Origin of the sequence: Pseudomonas sp. PDM04 (assembly GCF_014851765.1) — a bacterium.
GTDB lineage: Bacteria > Pseudomonadota > Gammaproteobacteria > Pseudomonadales > Pseudomonadaceae > Aquipseudomonas.
Genome location: NZ_JACVAI010000003.1, coordinates 157,928 through 174,842 on the forward strand (window position 1 = coordinate 157,928; position 16,915 = coordinate 174,842).

16 protein-coding genes and 1 pseudogene are annotated in these 16,915 nt (G+C 61.2%); 6 read left to right on the top strand and 11 right to left on the bottom strand.

Annotation, left to right across the window (positions count from 1 at the left end):
- Window positions 1-128: 128 nt before the first annotated feature.
- From IB249_RS12760 to IB249_RS12770, 3 genes are all read right to left on the bottom strand, one after another.
- Entirely contained in the window at window positions 129-1,082 is a 954-nt protein-coding gene (locus tag IB249_RS12760; protein WP_192305149.1) for an ornithine cyclodeaminase family protein, read from the bottom strand.
- A gap of 135 nt (window positions 1,083-1,217) precedes the next feature.
- Entirely contained in the window at window positions 1,218-2,699 is a 1,482-nt protein-coding gene (rhlB, locus tag IB249_RS12765) for an ATP-dependent RNA helicase RhlB (protein ID WP_192305151.1), read from the bottom strand.
- A gap of 88 nt (window positions 2,700-2,787) precedes the next feature.
- Window positions 2,788-3,444: an alpha/beta hydrolase gene (locus IB249_RS12770; RefSeq protein ID WP_192305153.1), complete on the bottom strand. Its 657-nt coding sequence runs from the start codon at window positions 3,442-3,444 to the stop codon at window positions 2,788-2,790.
- Between the two features lie 468 nt (window positions 3,445-3,912).
- Between IB249_RS12770 and IB249_RS12775 the strand changes: the two genes are divergently transcribed.
- From IB249_RS12775 to IB249_RS12790, 4 genes are all read left to right on the top strand, one after another.
- Window positions 3,913-4,944 (top strand): amino acid ABC transporter substrate-binding protein, encoded by a 1,032-nt coding sequence (locus IB249_RS12775; RefSeq protein ID WP_192305155.1) that lies wholly within the window; start codon window positions 3,913-3,915, stop codon window positions 4,942-4,944.
- Between the two features lie 65 nt (window positions 4,945-5,009).
- Entirely contained in the window at window positions 5,010-6,191 is a 1,182-nt protein-coding gene (locus tag IB249_RS12780; RefSeq protein ID WP_192305157.1) for an amino acid ABC transporter permease, read from the top strand.
- Window positions 6,192-6,201: 10 nt separating this feature from the next.
- Window positions 6,202-7,299 carry an amino acid ABC transporter permease gene (locus IB249_RS12785; RefSeq protein ID WP_192305159.1) on the top strand — a complete coding sequence of 366 codons (1,098 nt, stop codon included), beginning with the start codon at window positions 6,202-6,204 and terminating at the stop codon, window positions 7,297-7,299.
- 28 nt (window positions 7,300-7,327) lie between these two features.
- Window positions 7,328-8,092 (top strand): amino acid ABC transporter ATP-binding protein, encoded by a 765-nt coding sequence (locus IB249_RS12790; RefSeq protein WP_003178331.1) that lies wholly within the window; start codon window positions 7,328-7,330, stop codon window positions 8,090-8,092.
- 42 nt (window positions 8,093-8,134) lie between these two features.
- Here the strand turns inward: IB249_RS12790 and IB249_RS12795 are convergent, their stop codons facing one another.
- From IB249_RS12795 to IB249_RS12805, 3 genes and pseudogenes are all read right to left on the bottom strand, one after another.
- On the bottom strand, window positions 8,135-9,802 hold the full coding sequence (locus IB249_RS12795; RefSeq protein WP_192305161.1) for a S8 family peptidase: 1,668 nt from the start codon (window positions 9,800-9,802) through the stop codon (window positions 8,135-8,137).
- 198 nt (window positions 9,803-10,000) lie between these two features.
- Complete coding sequence (locus IB249_RS12800; protein WP_192305163.1) at window positions 10,001-10,489, bottom strand: type II toxin-antitoxin system MqsA family antitoxin; 489 nt, start codon at window positions 10,487-10,489, stop codon at window positions 10,001-10,003.
- Window positions 10,486-10,783 (bottom strand): annotated as a pseudogene (locus IB249_RS12805) (type II toxin-antitoxin system MqsR family toxin). The gene IB249_RS12800 and the pseudogene IB249_RS12805 overlap by 4 nt, the downstream one beginning before the upstream one ends.
- A 166-nt stretch (window positions 10,784-10,949) precedes the next feature.
- Between IB249_RS12805 and IB249_RS12810 the strand changes: the two are divergent.
- Both IB249_RS12810 and IB249_RS12815 read left to right on the top strand, forming a co-directional pair.
- Entirely contained in the window at window positions 10,950-11,609 is a 660-nt protein-coding gene (locus IB249_RS12810) for a FadR/GntR family transcriptional regulator (protein ID WP_192305165.1), read from the top strand.
- Window positions 11,599-12,906: a CynX/NimT family MFS transporter gene (locus IB249_RS12815; protein WP_192305167.1), complete on the top strand. Its 1,308-nt coding sequence runs from the start codon at window positions 11,599-11,601 to the stop codon at window positions 12,904-12,906. The genes IB249_RS12810 and IB249_RS12815 overlap by 11 nt, the downstream gene beginning before the upstream one ends.
- A gap of 1 nt (window position 12,907) precedes the next feature.
- Here the strand turns inward: IB249_RS12815 and IB249_RS12820 are convergent, their stop codons facing one another.
- The 5 genes from IB249_RS12820 to IB249_RS12840 form a co-directional block, all read right to left on the bottom strand.
- Window positions 12,908-13,558, bottom strand: coding sequence for a DUF1120 domain-containing protein (locus IB249_RS12820; protein WP_192305169.1), 651 nt, complete (start codon window positions 13,556-13,558; stop codon window positions 12,908-12,910).
- A 71-nt stretch (window positions 13,559-13,629) separates the two neighbouring features.
- The gene (locus IB249_RS12825; protein WP_192305172.1) at window positions 13,630-14,250 is read right to left on the bottom strand and encodes a DUF1120 domain-containing protein; all 621 of its coding nucleotides are present in this window, start codon (window positions 14,248-14,250) and stop codon (window positions 13,630-13,632) included.
- A gap of 51 nt (window positions 14,251-14,301) precedes the next feature.
- Window positions 14,302-14,922: a DUF1120 domain-containing protein gene (locus tag IB249_RS12830; protein WP_192305174.1), complete on the bottom strand. Its 621-nt coding sequence runs from the start codon at window positions 14,920-14,922 to the stop codon at window positions 14,302-14,304.
- A 151-nt stretch (window positions 14,923-15,073) separates the two neighbouring features.
- Window positions 15,074-15,694 (bottom strand): DUF1120 domain-containing protein, encoded by a 621-nt coding sequence (locus IB249_RS12835; RefSeq protein WP_192305176.1) that lies wholly within the window; start codon window positions 15,692-15,694, stop codon window positions 15,074-15,076.
- Between the two features lie 83 nt (window positions 15,695-15,777).
- Window positions 15,778-16,911 (bottom strand): DUF1120 domain-containing protein, encoded by a 1,134-nt coding sequence (locus tag IB249_RS12840; protein WP_192305178.1) that lies wholly within the window; start codon window positions 16,909-16,911, stop codon window positions 15,778-15,780.
- Between the last annotated feature and the right edge of the window lie 4 nt (window positions 16,912-16,915).

Consider the following 16,915-nt stretch of genomic DNA (forward strand, 5'->3'; position numbering starts at 1 on the left):
GTGGGTCTCCTGTGCCCTGAGTATGGATGAACCCCTGTGGGAGCGAGCCTGCTCGCGATTGCGATCCATCGTTCAACATTGAGGTTGACTGACCCCATGTAATCGCAAGCAGGCTCGCTCCCACAGGGTCAATGTGCGTGCTGAATCCGGTAAATGGCGTTGGCCAGCGCGATGTCTTCCAGGCCCAGGCCGATCGAGCGGAAAAACACTGTGCGCTCGTAGTCGGGGCGTTGCACCTTGCCGCTGAGCACCTCGGGCAGGTCGCCCACGATGGCGCGGGCGTCCCAGCCATGCTGTTCGCCGGCAATCAGCATTTCACCGGCCGACCCCGGCGTGGTCAGGCGGTAGTCGCAGAATACCTGCATGTCATTGAGGCTCGCCGGCGGCACCTCATGGGCGCGCGGCGCGTTGGTGCTGATGGAGGTGATCAGCGCCGGTTTGCTCAGGCTGGACGGGTCGATCACCGGACCGGCGGACGAGGTGCACAGCAGGATCACGTCGGCGTCCTCGATGGCGGCTTCGCGACTGTCGGCGAGGGTCAGGCGCGGGTCGAGGCCCTGGATTCGAGCCCGTTCCTCGGCGCCACTTTCTCTCAGGCCCGGCGAATAGAGGCGCAGGCTCTGCCAGTCGCGCAGGCCTTTGATGTAATGCACATGGGCCTGGGCCACCTTGCCGCTGCCAATGATCGCCAGGCGTCGGGCGTTCAATGGCGCGAGGGCGTCCACGGCCACGGCGGTGGTGGCGGCCGTGCGGGCGGTGGTCAGCTCGCCGGCATCGCACAGCAGCAGCGGCTGGCCGGTCTGCATCGACATGAGCAAGGTCCAGGCGGTCACCAGCGGGCCTTGTTCGCGCACGATGTAGGGCGAGGTTTTCACCCCGTAGACCCCGTCTTCGGCCAGTACTCCCAGGTAGTTGATGAAGTCCCCGACGCCCTGGGGAAATTCCACCAGTTGCTGCGCCGGTTGCACCGCCTGCCCGGCTGCCAGGTCGCGGAACAGCTTGCGCAGGATCAGCGGTACGTCGAGTTGCGCCAATCGCTCGCGAGCCTGGGATTGGTTGATCACGTAAGGGGTGCTGGACATGGTCGGCTCCGGGCGCTGATAAACTAATTTGTCTATTATGGACTTTTAAATATGCTCCGCAAGCACTGACGAAAAAGCCGGGCGAAAAAAAAGCGCAGTCCGTTTCCGGCTGCGCCTTTCTTCAGCAGATCGTGGTTATGGACGTTTGCGCTCGACCGCTCGCAGCAGGTGGGTCGGCGGGGTTTCGCAACTGATCTTTTTACCGAGCAGCGCCTCGATGGACGGCAGCTGGTAGGAGTCGTCTTCACCGGCAAAACTGATGGACACGCCATCGGCGCCGGCGCGACCGGTACGGCCGATCCGGTGCACGTAATCGTCCGGGACTTCCGGCAGGGTGAAGTTGATCACGTGGCTGATGCCGTCGATGTGAATGCCGCGACCGGCGACGTCCGTGGCCACCAGTACGCGAATCTTGCCTTCGCGGAAGCCTTCCAGGGTCTTGATGCGTTTGTGCTGCGGCACGTCGCCGGACAGTTGCGCGGCGTTGATGCCGTCGCGCACCAGGCGCTCTTCGATACGCCGGACTTCGTCCTTGCGGTTGGCAAACACGATCACCCGTTCCCAACCGTTGTCGTTGACCAGGTTGTAGAGCAGTTTGTACTTGTCGGCACCGGCCACGGCATAGATGTGCTGCTCGACGTTTTCGCTGGCCACGTTGGTGACTTCGATTTCGACGATCGCCGGGTCGGTGGTCCATTGCTTGGCCAGGTTCATCACGTCTTCGGTGAAGGTCGCGGAGAACAGCAGGGTCTGACGCTCGGCCTTAGGCGGGGTCTGGCGAATGATCTGGCGCACCTGCGGGATGAAGCCCATGTCGAGCATGCGGTCGGCTTCGTCCAGCACCATGACTTCGACCATGTCCAGGTGCACGTCGCCACGCTGGTTGAAATCGAGCAGGCGACCCGGCGTCGCGACGAGGATGTCGCAGTGACGGGCTTCGAGGTGCTTGAGCTGCTTGTCGAAGTCCATGCCGCCGACAAACGTCATGACATTGAGGCCGGTGTACTTGGTGAGGTCGGCGGCGTCCTTGGCGATCTGCACCACCAGTTCGCGGGTCGGCGCAATGATCAGTGCCCGCGGCTCGCCCATGTAGCGCTCTTTCGGCGGCGGGGTCTGCAGCAGCTGGGTGATGATCGAAATCAGGAAGGCTGCGGTTTTGCCGGTGCCGGTCTGGGCGCGGCCGATGGCGTCCTTGCCCGCGAGGGTGAAGCCCAGCACCTGGGCCTGGATCGGCGTGCAGTACGGGAAGCCCAGGTCCTGGATCGCGTGCATCAGTTCCGGGGCGAGCTTGAAATCGTGGAAGCGGGTTTTGCCTTCCTGGGGTTCGACGACGAAGTCCTCGAGTTTCCAGGGGATGACCGGTGCTTTCGGCTTGGGTTCGCGGCGCGGCCTGGCAGGTTTCGCGACTTCGCCGAGCGGTGCCGGGTTGGCTTCGGCAGCGACGATAGCCGGTGCCGCCTTGGGCGCGCGTTTCGCCGCCGGTTCGGCGGCGGTGCGCTCAGGTCGCTGATCGTCGGTGCGCTGGGCGGGGGCATGAGACGCCGCGCTGGAGGTGGATGCGAGCTGCTCAGCCTCGCCTTTACCGAACATTTTCTTGAGTGCTTTGAGCACGGTCATCTCATCAATAGGTTAAGTGCCGGCCAGTGTAATGCAAGAATCGGGCGCGGCGTAGTGGGAGGGATCAATGGGCGGTTTTACGCCAGTGTCAGCGCAGGCGTTGGGCCAGCCAGACGCCGATGTCGCGAATCTCCTCGGGTAACACTTCGTGCCCCATTGGGTATTCCTGCCATGTCACGGTGACACCATGGAGCTTTAGATACTCGTACGCGCTACGACCCATGGCGTTTTGCACTACGTCGTCGTACTGCCCGTGCAAGCAGATGACCGGAATACGCTGTTGGCTGGCGGAGAGTTCCAGTTCGTCATTGAAAGTGGGCGCGTAGGTGGAGAGGGCAAGTACGCCACCCAGCGGGCCCTGCCATTTCACAAACGCGGTGTGTAACACCACGGCGCCACCTTGGGAAAAACCTGCCAGGAAGATCCGCGAGGCGTCTATTCCGCTGGCGCGTTGAGTTTCGATCAATTCAATGACCCGTTGCGCCGACGCTTCAAGTTGCTCGCGGCTGATCGCCCGTGCCGGGCTCATGGCCAGAATGTCGTACCAGCTTGGCATCTCGTAGCCGCCGTTGATGGTCACGGCGCGGGTCGGTGCCTGGGGCAGGACGAAGCGCGTGGTCAGCAGGCTTTCCTGCAGGGCTTCGGCCACCGGCAGGAAGTCGTAGCGGTCGGCGCCCAGGCCGTGAAGCCAGATGACGCAGGCATCTGCGGGCTTGACGGGTTCAAGAATCAGGGGCTCGGTCATGGTTGCTCCATTTCTGTGCGTGCGCTCTCAATGGGTGCGTGATCGGAGTGCGCGTCTGGTTGATCAGTTACGAAGATGTCGCAAGGCTGAAAGTTTGGCTATTGACCTGTCAGCGAAGTGCTTCGGCGGTCGGTCTGGTACGGGCTTTGCTATACAAACACTCGTATGAATAATCCCACGCCTGTCGGTAACACTATCAGGCCATTGTTCCTGGTGGGATAGCAATAAATCCGGTGATGGATGTTCGCCAATGGCCGACTCGGGCTTAGCGAACGTGAAAGGGCTACAGCCCGTTCGGCCGATTGGTGAGAAGTGAGTGATCCATTCTGTGGATTTTCTCCTACTAGACTCATAGCGCGGTCTCTACGTCGGTTGATCCCAAAAGAAGCCAACACGGGTCAACAACGCCTCAAAAGGGTGCGACAGGATTCACGCTCCGACACAACAAGAGCAAAACTGGAGGTTTGAATGAAGATGTTGAAATCCACCCTGGCCGTCGTGACTGCAGCCGCAGTACTCGGCGTCAGCGGGTTCGCTCAGGCGGGTGCAACCCTGGATGCAGTGCAGAAGAAAGGTTTCGTGCAGTGTGGCGTCAGCGATGGTCTGCCAGGCTTCTCGGTTCCGGATTCCACCGGCAAGATCGTCGGTATCGATGCTGACTACTGCCGCGCCGTGGCTGCTGCCGTGTTCGGCGATGCGACCAAGGTCAAGTTCAGTCAGTTGAACGCCAAAGAGCGCTTCACCGCGCTGCAGTCGGGCGAAATCGACATCCTGTCGCGCAACACCACCATGACCAGCTCCCGTGACGCCGGCATGGGTCTGAAATTCCCTGGCTTCATTACCTACTACGACGGCATCGGCTTCCTGGCCAACAGCAAATTGGGCGTGAAAAGCGCCAAAGAGCTGGATGGCGCGACCATCTGCATCCAGGCCGGTACCACCACCGAGCTGAACGTTTCGGACTACTTCCGCGCCAACGGCCTGAAGTACACCCCGATCACTTTCGACACCTCCGACGAAAGCGCCAAGTCGCTGGAATCCGGTCGTTGCGACGTACTGACCTCCGACAAGTCCCAGCTGTTCGCCCAGCGCAGCAAGCTGGCCGCGCCGAAAGACTACGTGGTTCTGCCGGAAACCATCTCCAAGGAGCCCCTGGGCCCGGTCGTGCGTAACGGTGACGACGAATGGCTGGCCATCGTGCGCTGGGTTGGCTACGCCATGCTCAACGCTGAAGAGGCTGGCGTGACGTCGAAGAACGTCGAAGCTGAAGCCAAGTCCACCAAGAACCCGGACGTCGCTCGTCTGCTGGGTGCCGACGGTGAATACGGCAAAGACCTGAAAGTGAAGAAAGACTGGGTCGTGCAGATCGTCAAGCAGGTCGGCAACTACGGTGAAGTGTTCGAGAAAAACCTCGGCAAGAGCACTCCGCTGGAAATCGACCGCGGCCTGAACGCGCTGTGGAACAACGGCGGCATTCAATACGCACCACCAGTGCGCTGATGGTTCTATCACCCGGCAGGCCAACTGCCGGGTGATGTTCTGTTCCATTATTTGCGGGGCACTTCATGCAAAATTCTATCGGCGCACCAAAGCAGAGGTTCAGCCTCAGCGATCCAAAAGTGCGTGCGTGGCTCTTCCAGATCATCACCATCATTGCGGTGGTCTCGATGGGCTGGTACCTCTTCGACAATACCCAGACCAACCTTCAGCACCGGGGCATCACCTCCGGTTTTGACTTTCTGGAGCGCAGTGCCGGTTTCGGCATCGCCCAGCACCTGATCGACTACACCGAAGCGGACAGCTATGCCCGGGTGTTTGTCATCGGCCTGCTCAATACCTTGCTGGTGAGCTTCATCGGCGTGTTCCTGGCAACCATCCTCGGCTTCATCATCGGCGTAGCCCGACTGTCGAAGAACTGGATCATCGCCAAAGTGGCGACCGTGTACGTCGAGGTTTTCCGTAACATCCCGCCGCTGCTGCAAATCCTGTTCTGGTACTTCGCGGTCTTCCTGACCATGCCGGGGCCGCGCAACAGTCACAACTTCGGCGACACCTTCTTCGTCAGCAGCCGTGGCCTGAACATGCCCGCAGCGCTGGCAGCGGAAGGTTTCTGGCCGTTCGTGGTCAGCGTCGTGGTGGCCATCGTGGCCATCGTGCTGATGAGCCGCTGGGCCAACAAGCGCTTCGAGGCCACCGGCGAGCCGTTCCACAAGTTCTGGGTCGGTCTGGCCCTGTTCCTGGTGATCCCGGCGCTGTGCGCCCTGATCTTCGGCGCGCCGGTGCACTGGGAAATGCCGGTGCTCAAGGGCTTCAACTTCGTCGGTGGCTGGGTGTTGATCCCGGAACTGCTGGCCCTGACCCTGGCGCTGACCGTGTACACCGCGGCGTTCATCGCCGAGATCGTGCGTTCGGGCATCAAGTCGGTCAGCCACGGCCAGACCGAGGCGGCGCACTCGCTCGGCCTGCGCAACGGTCCGACCCTGCGCAAGGTGATCATCCCGCAAGCCCTGCGTGTGATCATTCCGCCGTTGACCAGCCAGTACCTCAACCTGGTGAAAAACTCGTCGCTGGCAGCCGGTATCGGTTATCCGGAAATGGTTTCGCTGTTCGCCGGCACCGTGTTGAACCAGACCGGGCAGGCGATCGAAGTGATTGCCATCACCATGAGCGTGTACCTGACGATCAGTATCAGCATTTCCCTGCTGATGAACTGGTACAACAAGCGCATTGCGCTGATTGAGCGGTAAGGAAAAGCGCATGAGTACGCATACTTTCAAACCTGACATGCCACCACCGAGCAGCAGCATCGGTGTGGTGGCGTGGATGCGCGCGAACATGTTCTCCAGCTGGCTCAACACCCTGCTGACCCTGTTCGCGTTCTACCTGATCTACCTGGTGGTTCCACCGATCCTGCAGTGGGCGATCATCGACGCCAACTGGGTCGGCACCACCCGCGCCGACTGCACCAAGGAGGGCGCCTGCTGGGTGTTCATCCAACAGCGCCTGGGGCAGTTCATGTACGGCTACTACCCGCCGGAACTGCGCTGGCGCGTAGACCTGACCGTCTGGCTGGCGGTGCTCGGCGCAGCGCCGCTGTTCATCTCGCGCTTCCCGCGCAAAGCGGTCTATGGCCTGGGCTTCCTGGTGCTGTACCCGATCATCGCCTGGTGCCTGCTGCACGGCGGCGTCTTCGGCCTGACCCAGGTGGCGACCAGCCAGTGGGGCGGCCTGATGCTGACGCTGGTGATTGCCACTGTGGGTATCGCCGGTGCCTTGCCGCTGGGGATTGTCCTGGCGTTGGGTCGACGTTCGAACATGCCGGCGATTCGCGTGGTCTGCGTGACCTTCATCGAGTTCTGGCGCGGCGTGCCGTTGATCACGGTGCTGTTCATGTCGTCGGTGATGCTGCCGCTGTTCCTGCCCGAAGGCATGAACTTCGACAAACTGCTGCGGGCCCTGATCGGCGTGATCCTGTTCCAGTCGGCCTACGTCGCCGAAGTGGTGCGCGGTGGCCTGCAGGCGATCCCCAAGGGGCAGTACGAAGCCGCCGCAGCCATGGGCCTCGGTTACTGGCGCAGCATGGGCCTGGTGATCCTGCCACAAGCCCTGAAGATGGTGATCCCTGGCATCGTCAACACCTTCATTGCCCTGTTCAAGGACACCAGCCTGGTGATCATCATCGGCCTGTTCGACCTGCTCAACAGCGTCAAGCAAGCGGCTGCCGACCCGAAATGGCTGGGCATGGCCACAGAAGGCTACGTGTTCGCGGCCCTGGTGTTCTGGATTTTCTGTTTTGGTATGTCGCGCTATTCCATGCATCTGGAACGCAAGCTCGACACTGGCCACAAGCGCTAAGTCGCTACCCAATTTAGGAAGTTTTGTAATGAGCGAAGCAATCAAACAGCCGGTGAGCCCTGAAGGCATTATTCAGATGCAGGGCGTGAACAAGTGGTACGGCCAGTTCCACGTGCTGAAAGACATCAACCTGAACGTCAAGCAGGGCGAGCGAATCGTCCTCTGCGGCCCGTCGGGTTCCGGCAAATCCACCACCATTCGCTGCCTCAACCGTCTGGAAGAGCACCAGCAGGGCCGCATCGTGGTCGATGGTGTGGAGCTGACCAACGACCTCAAGCAGATCGAAGCGATCCGCCGTGAAGTCGGCATGGTGTTCCAGCACTTCAACCTGTTCCCCCATCTGACCATCCTGCAGAACTGCACGCTGGCGCCGATGTGGGTGCGCAAGATGCCCAAGCGCAAGGCCGAGGAAATCGCCATGCACTACCTGGAGCGCGTTCGCATTCCGGAGCAGGCGCACAAGTACCCGGGGCAACTGTCCGGCGGTCAGCAGCAGCGTGTGGCGATTGCCCGTGCGCTGTGCATGAAACCGAAAATCATGCTGTTCGACGAACCGACGTCGGCCCTCGACCCGGAAATGGTGAAAGAAGTGCTGGACACCATGATCGGCCTGGCCGAAGACGGCATGACCATGCTCTGCGTGACCCACGAAATGGGTTTCGCCCGCACGGTAGCCAACCGCGTGATCTTCATGGACAAGGGTGAAATCGTCGAACAGGCCGCGCCGAACGACTTCTTCGACAACCCGCAGAACGATCGCACCAAGCTGTTCCTGAGCCAGATCCTGCACTGATCGCCGCTCGGCAGTGACATAAACCCGGACCTGGTTCCGGGTTTATTTTTGCCCGGTTTTCGTGAGCCCTTCCTGTAGGGGCGAGCCTGCTTGCTCCTGCAGGCGTGCACGCGCGATTTGCACGGCTCGCAGGGCGTTGAGACGACCGTGGCCGTAGTAGTGACTGTGACCGTCCTGATCGTATTGACCGGGAGGGCCATCGTCGGCGTGACCGATTTTGTCGCAGCATTGAGCAAGAATCTGGCGCACCGACTCGCGGTCCAGTGCCGGGTTGGCGCTCAGTATCAGGGCGGCCACACCGGCTGCGCCGGGGCAGGCACTGGACGTGCCGCTGAAGGATTCGGTGTACGCCGGGCTGATCGGGTCGGCAAACTTGCCGCTCAAATCCGTGGTTCGAATGCCTCGGGTCTGTGGGTTCGAAGTGGCGGGTTTGAACTTCGGATCCGGGTGTGGCTGATCCCCGCTGGGGAAACAGCACCACAGGGCTTTGCCGAAATCGCTGTAGGCACTGCGCCGACTCTGGTCATTGCAAGCCCCCACCGCAATTACCATCGGGTGGCTGGCGTAACCGTCGTTGTCCAGGCTCTCGTTGCCGTTACCCGCACCAAAGAAAATCACACAGCCTTTACCCGATCGGCCCTTGGTTGCCGCATATTCAATGGCCAGCCGGGTGCTGGCGGCCAGCGCGAACACCTGGGTGTGCCTCGGATCGGTCGGGTCGGCCCAGTGCCCTTCGGCCGGGCCCCAGCTGCAGGAAATGATGTCGGCACCCTGTTCCGCTGCCCAGAAAAACGCGTCCGCCTCGGCCTTCGCACCCAGGGGTCTGGTCAGTTTCAGCGGCATGAGGCTGGCCCGGGGGGCTACGCCGCTCGCACCGACTTCACCATTGGCACATGCCACACCGGCGGCAGCGGTGCCGTGGCGTTCAAGCGCATTTTTGGGGCGTGGCCCACGCGCCGCGTTACGCCGATCAAAGTTTTGCGCGCCGATGATCTTGCCCGGTCCGGCAAATTCGGGGTGGTCGATATCAAAGGCATCGTCGATGATCGCAATCACCACGCCTTCGCCCTGGGCCAGTGCGTGAGCGGCCTCGACGCTGGCACTGGCATCGATCTCGACCTGATAGGTCACGGTGGTTTTCTTCAGGTGCCACTGGTTGTCATGGATCGCCCGGCGCTGTCCCTGGCGCAGGATTTCGGGGTGGCAGTACTCGACGTCTTCACGGTCCAGCAGTTGCAGGGCGAATGAGCAGACTTGCGTGCCGCGACAGTGGGGGTGATGGACGAAGAAAGCATTTGTGGCGTAGGGCACTTGCTGTTTGATGCGCAGATTCAACGCATCGAGAATCACCAGGCACTGCGTCGGCGTGAGCTGATCGATGAACTTCAGGAAAATGTTTTCGGTGTACAGAACCGGATCCTGGGTGTGTGGATCCACCAGCACGCTGCCGGCGAAGCGCACGTCCGGCAACTCGCGCAGTAACGCCTTGCAGTGCGTGGCATCGGCTTGATCCGGTAACTTGAAGACCTGCACGTCGGCGTCCTCGACGTGCAGCAGCAACTCACTGTCGGCCAGCGCCTGACAGGCGGTTTCGCAGCACAGTGTCGTCGCGAGCGGGCGCCCGGCTTCACCGCGTACGGCGAGCAGTTGGCGATTTTTTTCCAGAAAAAACGGGCGGCTGTGTTTCCTGCCGAAATTGACTTCTTCCATTGGCTGATCCCATTGGCTGTGGGCGCGCGGGCAAGAGCACCCGCGCTCAATGTCAGAAAGTCTGCTGCTTTGTGTCTGTTGCGGATGTCGGTTCTGACTCGTCAGGGCAGTGAGAAATCACCTTTGGACGCGATGAATTTTGCCGACGGACCTGTAGGCCTTTTGGCGTCTCGCGATGTCTTTATCGGGTAGCCGGGATCAGGAAGTCAGTACGCTCTCCACTTCTGGGAACCGTGCTGCCAGCAATTGCCTCAGGTCAGCGCCATCGTTCAGCGCCTGTACTTCAGCGAGCAAATGAGGATGACGATCCAGCAGGCGCATCAGGATGAACAGGGGTTGTGGAGGGGCGAGCTCGCCGCGCTCGTAGCGGGAAAAGGCATTGTGCCCGCCACCGGACAGCCACTTGACCGCGTCTTTTTGAGTGAGCTGCAACTTGCGGCGGATGCGCCGCACTTCACTGCCCATGATCTGCAAGCCATCCACAAGCAGTTTGTCGCTGGCCTCTGAATAGCGCTCGGCGCTGTCAGTGTCGTGATCGAATTCGATTTCACCGCACACCTGGCATTCCCATCCGGCAATGTTGTGTATCTGCCTTGCCATTTGTTTGCAGTCGATCGTAAATGAACGGCCGGCAAAGTAATGCATGCCATCGTGGGTACCGCAGCTGACGCATTGCTGTGTTTTCATTGGTTTCTCTCCTTGAAGGAGATGATCGGGTGGCCTCCGTTGGTGCGGTAAGTCACTTTGATGTAAATCTCCCGGTCCTCGTAGGTCGTGTGGTACACGTCTTGCCAAACTCGATGATCGGCATAAGTCGTCATCGATTTGTACAGCATTCTATTCTCCAACAAACAAACGGTCCGGATCATTTGATGGAGGTTCAACATCATTTTTCGACCACCCTCGCGAGCGGTCAGGGTAAATGCTTTGCTTTGCAGTCTGGATCACTGCCAAGTCGTAATGGGGCGTGTTCTTTTCCATGAAAAACCTTGACCCTGCTCCTGAAATTACCCTCAAAGGGTAATTTTGACCAATCGAAAATCCCGTTCGTTTTTTCTCCATCTGACCCTAGGCGGTTGCCGTCCGACTTGAAGCTGACTAACATGTCAGAAAATTCATCCTATGATTGGACGAAAGAACGATTCACATGTCAGACATTTCCCCATTGATTAAACGTTCCCTGGTCGATCAGGCCCTGGAACAACTGCGTCTGCGCATTACCGAAGGTGCATGGACCGTTGGCCAGCGCTTGCCCACCGAGCCCGAGCTGTCTGCCGAACTGGGCATCAGCCGCAACACCGTGCGCGAAGCCATGCGCGTGCTGGCGTTTTCCGGCTTGATCGAGATTCGCCAGGGCGACGGCAGCTACCTGCGGGCGGTGGTCGACCCGCTGGACACCGTGAAGGCGTTGTCGCGCTGCTCCCAGGAACAGGCGCGGGAAACCCGGCACATCCTCGAGGTGGAAGCCATCGGCCTGGCGGCCTTGCGCCGCACCGACGAAGACCTGGTGGCCCTGCGCGAGGCACTGGGGGTCAGTGGCCGTCATTATCACGGTGATCTCGACACCTACATCGCCTGTGATCTGGTGTTCCACCGTCGCCTGGTGGACGCCGCTCACAACCCGACCCTCAGCGAGTTGTATCGCTATTTCTCCAGTGTCGTCGGCGCACAACTGCGCCACTGCCTGAACATTTCCCCGCGCCGCCAGGAAGTGTTCGACCTGCACATCGAACTGCTCGATGCGGTCGAACAACGGGACCCGGAGCGGGCCAAAGCGCTGTCGAGGCAGTTGATCAATGAACCTTGAAAACGAGAACACCCTGGCGGGTCGCCCTACCCGGATCACCGACGCCAAACGCACGGCCGAACTCGACGAGCTGCTGATCGACGCCGAGGCCGATGATGAACAGGTCCAGCAAAGCCAACCGCTGCTGCGCCGTCCGTGGTTGTTGCTGCTGGGCCTGATTCTGGTGGCGTTGAACCTGCGTCCGGCGCTGTCGAGCATGGCGCCGATGCTCAGTGACGTGTCGAGAACCCTCGGGTTGTCGGCGGCGCAAGCCGGTCTGCTGACCACGTTGCCGGTCCTTTGCCTGGGCCTGTTTGCGCCGCTGGCACCGGTTCTGGCGCGGCGTTTCGGCGCGGAGCGGGTGGTGCTGGGCATTCTGTTGACGCTGGCAGGCGGCATCATCCTGCGCAGCTCGTTCGGCACCATCGGCCTGTTCGGCGGCAGCGTGCTGGCAGGTGCCAGCATCGGCATCATCGGCGTTTTGCTGCCGGGTATCGTCAAGCGCGACTTCCCGAAACAGGCCGGGACCATGACCGGTGTCTACACCATGGCCCTGTGCCTGGGCGCGGCCATGGCGGCCGGTGCGACCGTACCGTTGAGCGAGCATTTCGATAAAAGCTGGGCGTCGGGCCTGGGCTTCTGGGCGATGCCGGCGTTGATCGCGGTACTGTTCTGGCTGCCGCAAGTTGGCCAGAAACACGGCGCGCACAACGTGGCCTATCGGGTGCGCGGTTTGTTGCGCGACCGCTTGGCCTGGCAAGTGACCGCGTACATGGGCCTGCAATCGTCTCTGGCCTACATCGTTTTCGGCTGGTTGCCGTCGATCCTGATCGGTCGCGGCCTGACCCCGACCCAGGCCGGCCTGGTGCTGTCGGGTTCGGTAATCGTGCAACTGGTCAGTTCGTTGGCCGCCCCCTGGCTGGCCACCCGGGGCAAGGATCAACGCCCGGCCATCGTGATCGTCATGCTGATGACCCTCGGGGGTCTGTTCGGTTGCCTCTACGCGCCGATCGAAGGCCTGTGGGGCTGGGCGATTCTGCTCGGTCTGGGGCAGGGCGCCACCTTCAGTCTGGCACTGACCCTGATCGTGCTGCGTTCACGCGATTCCCACGTCGCGGCGAACCTGTCGAGCATGGCCCAGGGCTTCGGTTACACCCTGGCGTCCCTGGGTCCGTTCGCGGTCGGCATCGTCCATGACTGGACCGGCGGCTGGAGCGCCGTCGGCTGGATCTTCGGCGTGATCGGCCTCGGCGCCATCATCGCGGGGCTCGGCGCCGGGCGCTCGTTGTACGTCCAGGTGGTCAGCGAAAAAGTCTGACTCACAGGTACACCACATCCAGCGTCGCCGAACCGTCGAGCTGGATGTCGGTGCTCACGTCCAGCTCGGAAGTCGGGGCGATGACGGTTTCGACGGTCACCCGACTCGTCAGGTGCTGGATGAAGATCGGCCCGGCGTTGCTGCCGGCGATGTCGGTAAAGCCCAGGTAGCTTCGAGCGCCAATCGGGATCGGCCGGCTGTTCGATGAACTCCAGGCCACGCCGCCCGTGGTGGAGTCGGTGCGAAACACCTGGGACAGGTCATCCACCACCGTTTGCGTCGGGTCGAAATTCAGCGAGTACAAACCGATCTTGTTGCCCCGGCTGTCGTGGTTCAGTCCATAGTAAATCTCGCTGTTGACGATGGCCGAGCCGTCGCGGTTGTCGCGCATCACCAACGCGAAACGCGCAGGACCGTTGCACTGGAGGGTGAAGTCGAGGTGCTTGTCGTGCAGTTGCGTACGCTTGTCGACGCTCAGGCTTTTGTAGGAAATTTTCCCGTAATCCACCAGGCCGTTATTGGACAGGGCGGGCGTACACGCGATGGGGGTGATCCGTCCCTTGACGGTCAGGTCCACCGTCGAGGCGGCGCGGGCGCCGGGCGTGGCGCCGACGAGTAAAGTGAGCACGAGCAAGGCGAAGTGAGTGTTCATTCGCGAAAGTCCCTTGTGTTGGATCGGACACTGAGCCGCTCGCACCGATTGCGGTGCGAGCGGCGACGGTGTCAGAAGTAGGTCATGTCGAAAGTCACCGAACCGTCGAAGCTGACTTCATCGTTCAGCGTGAGGCCGTCGGTGGCGGCGATATGGGTAGAGACGTCGATCTCGAAAGCGACGTCTTGCGCGATCATCGGCGTGGTGGTGTCGCTGGGTGAGCCGGCGGCGATGAGAATGTTCGGACGCAGGTGGTGATGAGCGCCCCAACTGGCCCCGTTGTCCCAGGAAATGATGGTCCGGGCCGGCTGTCCGTCCGCCACGACGCCTTTCATCATCGGAATGACAAAGCCGATTTTTTCGTTGGCCGGGGTGTTGCCCAGGCCATACCAGTCCCGGTTCGACGGGGTCCCGGCCCTGTTGTCGATCGAGCGCAGGGCAAAAGTACCCGGTGCCTCACAGCTGACGGAAAGGCGAATCGTGTGGACGCCGATGTTGGTGTAGGTGGCCGCGTTCAGGTCTTTCTTCGAGATTTTTCCGTGATCGATCACCCCGCCATCCGACAGGCTCGGGGTACAGGCCGCCGGGGTGATGGCACCGGTGACGCTCAGGTCAGTGCTCGAGGCCGCCAGCGCAGAAGGCGCGAGGCCGATCAGGGCGGTGGCGGTCAGTGCTGCTAAGCAGTGCTTCATTTTTCACATCCTTATGTCGTTGAAAAGCGCCCCCGAGGGAGCGAGTCCGGCTCAGAGGTAATTCATTTCCAGCGTGGCCGAACCGTCGATCTGGACTTCATTGGTCAGGTCCAGGCCGTCGGCGCGCAGGATGAACGGGGCGATGTCCAGCTCCATGGCAACGTCCTGAACGAGGATCGGCTGGCTGGTATCGCTCCTGTCGGCCACCGAGGCGTAATCCCCCGGCATCCAGAACACATGGCCCTCCCAGCCGGTTTGGCCGTCCTTGGATTTGATCGGCAGGACCGACACGCCATCGGCCACCGCGTTGAACATCGACACCATGAAATGCCCCAGATTTTGGCTGCCATTGATTTTGCCGAGACCGAAGGCCGATGCCAGGTTGCTCGAACCGAGACGGTTATCGACGCCCTTGAGCGCAAAACGCTGGGGCGCGTCGCATTTGACGCTCAGGATTACGGTGCGCTTTTCGAGGTAGGTGCCGGTGGTTTGATTCAGATCCTTCGACGAAATCTTGCCGTATTCGACGACACCCCCTTCGGACAGGGTTGGCAGGCAGGCGCTCGGGATGATCGAGCCGGTGACGCTCAGATCCGTGCTCGAAGCTGCCAGTGTATGTGGCGCCAGGCCGATTAATGCGGTGGCGGTCAGTGCTGCGAAGTACTTTTTCATTTCCAGGTTCTCATCGATTTGAAATTTTGCCTCTGTAGGAGCGAGCTTGCTCGCGATGGGCGTCAACGATGACGCGCGCTGTCTGGTTCGACGCGGCGGCCATGGATTTTTCGCGAGCGAGCTCGCTCCTACAAAAGCGTGGGTCATGGCTTCAGCGGTACACGACTTCGATTGTCGCGGAAGCATCAAGGATGGTTTCGTCGGTCAATGTCAGGGTTTTGGAAGGCGCGATGAACGTACTGACTTCCAGATCCATGGTGAGGTCTTTCACCATGATTGGGGTTTCCTGGTCTGCGGGAGTGCCAGCCGATACGAGCACTGTTTTGTTCAGGCTGGTGCCCTTCGACCAGGACACGCCTTCATCCTCAGACTTGATAGCCTGAGCCGCCTGTCCATCTGCCGAGGTCTGTTTGATCCCGACATAGACAAAACCGAGTTTTTCTCCCGCGTTGCTCAATCCCAGGCCAAACCAGCCGCTGGTTGATTCCGTACCGTGTTTGTTATCGATTGATCTCAGGGCAAAGGGCGTGGAGCCATCACACGCCATGGTCAATTGCAGGGGGTCTCTGCTTATTTCCGTATTCACGTGGAGGTCAAGATCCGCCGCCGAGAATTTGCCAATATCGATCATTCCGCCCCCGGACAAGCTCAACGTGCAAGCATTTGGCGTGATTTTGCCGGTCACGCTCAGGTCGGTGCTCGAAGCCGCCAGCACATGCGGCGCCATGCCGATCAGGGCCGTGGCCGACAGTGTTGCGAGGTACTTTTTCATTTGTCTTACTCATTTCCAGGGTTGATAAAAAGTCCGTTGCCAGCGAGCCGGGTCTTGCGGGTAAGCGCGGCGCGGCTGGCGTGTTACAGGTAAATAATCTCGATCGTCCCCGCGCCATCGAGGTCGATGGCGTTGCTCATGTCCAGGCTGTTGAGGGGGGCAACGACGGCGTCGACGGTCACGCTGGCGTTGAAGTTCTGGATCATGGCCGGGCCCGCGTGGCTGCCGGCGCGGTCGGTGAAACTCAGGTAACGGGTCTTGGCGAGGGCGATCGGATTGGCGCCCGCGCTGCTCCACGCCGCACCGCCGCCAGTTGACTCGGTTCGATAGAGGCGGGCGACGCTGTCGGCGCTGGCGTTGGCCGGGTCGATGTTCAGCGAGAAAAAGCCGATTTTGTTCTGGCGACCGTCCGTGCCGAGGCCGTACTGGAAGTCGCTGTCGATGGTCGCCGAACCGGCGCGGTTGTCATGCATGATCAAGGCGAATGCGGTCGGGGCATCGCAGCCGACACGCAGGTTCAATGAGCGCGGTGGCAGGCGTGTGGGCTTGTCGGCGCTGAGGTCGTTGATCGTCAGGTTGCCGAAATCCACCACGCCACCGTTGGACAGTCCCGGTTCGCAAGCCGCCGGCGCGAAACGCGCGCGCAGGGTCGCCTCGCGGCTGCGTCCGGTGGCGATGGCGTCGAACACCCCGGAAGCCTCCCAGGTCACTGCGTCGCGTACGTGCATCCCTTGTTCCTGGACCCACGCCGTCACCTCGACCTGGGCCGAGAGCGTGCGACCCTGCAACGACGTGCCTGCCTGCACCGGGGCAATGCCATGTGCGGGCCGCCAGATCAGGCTCGACGCGATTTCCGAGGGCGGCTGGCCGGCACCGGCGATCAATCCGAGTTCCACCGACCGGCCATCCAGCACCGCATCACGAACGCGCAACTGGTAACTGCCGCGCTCGGCAAAATGGAAGCGCTCGGCGGTCGCGGCCATGGCCCGGTAAAACAGGCTCAGGTCGGTGGCGGTTGCACAACTCAGGCTCAGGCTCAAACGCCGCTCGCCGAGGTTTCGTTCGGGGGCCGAATCAGGGCGGATCGCCCGGTTCATCAAGCCGTAGTCGAGCACCGGCTGACTCAGGTTGAGCTGGCAGTCGTCGGTCGAAGCCAAGGCCTGTGGCGTGAACACCAGGGCGACCAGGCTGGCCATTAAGCAGCGGAACAGGTTCATGGGT